The following is a 1,308-nucleotide window of genomic DNA, read 5'->3' as shown; positions in this document are numbered from 1 at the left end:
CTCAGCTTCGGCCTCAGCCTTGCGCTCGCCAAGCGCGGCGATCTGCGTCGAGGCGTTTTCGGCCCGCTCCAGCCAGTTCTTGCGCTCGGTGCCGATCGCGTCGAGCCGGCGCATGCGCGCTTCGGCCTCGCGCCGCAGGCCGTCATGCACGGCGCGCGTATCGGCAAGCGTGGCGCGGTCGCGAGCTACACTGGCGGAGGCCTGCTCTAGCTGAAGCTGCAGGTCGCCGAGATCGGGCGCGTCCCTGAGCATCTCCTCGGCTTCGAGGAAAGCGGCTTGCGTCTCTTCATGGCTGTCGACGATGCGCGCGCGGGCGTCATCCAAGGCAGCACGGCGGCTCGCCAGCTCGCCGCCGGCCTTCTCGGCCTCGGCCAGCGCGTTACGGGCGTCGTCCAGTGCGTGCTGGGCATCGCGGCCGGCCTGACGCGCGTTGCGCTCGGCCTCGCTCGCCTGGCGCATCGCCTGCTCGGCGCGCGCCAGCGCCTCCTCGGCCTCGCGCACGACGCGGGTCGCCTGCATGGCCTCGGCATCGAGCTCCGCCAGGCGGTTCTTCTGCGCCAGCCGCTGCGCCGCAGCGGTCGGCGCATCGGCGCTGGCCGTCAAGCCGTCCCAGCGCCAGAGCGCGCCGTCGCGGCTGACCAGCCGCTGGCCGGGCGCGAGCTGCGCTTGAAGATGACGGCCATCGGCGGCGTCGACGATGCCGATCTGCGCCAGGCGGCGGGCAAGCTGTGCCGGGGCGCGGACCACACTCGCCAGGCTCCTCACGCCTTTGGGCAGCGCCGCGTCACCCGGTTTAACCGCGCTCTCGCCCCAATGCACCGGGGCGCTGCGGTCGAGCGGCACGTCGAGGTCCTCGCCGAGCGCGGCGCCAAGTGCCGTCTCGTAGCCGCGCTCGACGCTGATCTGCTCCAGCACCGAAGGGAAGAGATCGCCGCTCGCGGCGTTGAGTATCTTGGCCAGCGTGCGCGCTTCCGTCTCGATGCGCTGCAATTCGGCCTTGGCATCCTGCAGAGGCGGACGGGCAGCACTTTCGGCGGCGCGCGCTTCGGCGACCGCCTGCTCGGCGGCGATGGCGCCTAGCTCGCTCTCTTCCAGCCGGGCAAGCGCGTCCTCGACCAGCAGCCGCTTCTCGGCGGGATCGGGCAGGCCGGAAATGCGCGCCACAATATCGGAGAGCTCGCGATCGACCTCGGCAAGCTGGCGAGCGAAGCGGTCGCGGCGCTCGGCGGTCTCACGCAAAGTGCGCTCGATCTGGTGGCGCGAGGCGGCCGCCTCGCGCCACCAGATCGAGCGCACTTTGCGTGAGAC

The 1,308-nt window shown here is 71.9% G+C and carries 1 pseudogene; it reads right to left on the bottom strand.

Annotation, left to right across the window (positions count from 1 at the left end):
• Nucleotides 1–1,308 (bottom strand): annotated as a pseudogene (locus tag EOA79_RS32095) (chromosome segregation protein SMC); the annotation flags it as partial.

Origin of the sequence: Mesorhizobium sp. M1A.F.Ca.IN.020.03.2.1, assembly GCF_004023205.1 — a bacterium.
Lineage (GTDB): Bacteria > Pseudomonadota > Alphaproteobacteria > Rhizobiales > Rhizobiaceae > Mesorhizobium.
This window is presented reverse-complemented; position numbering and strand designations above follow the sequence as displayed.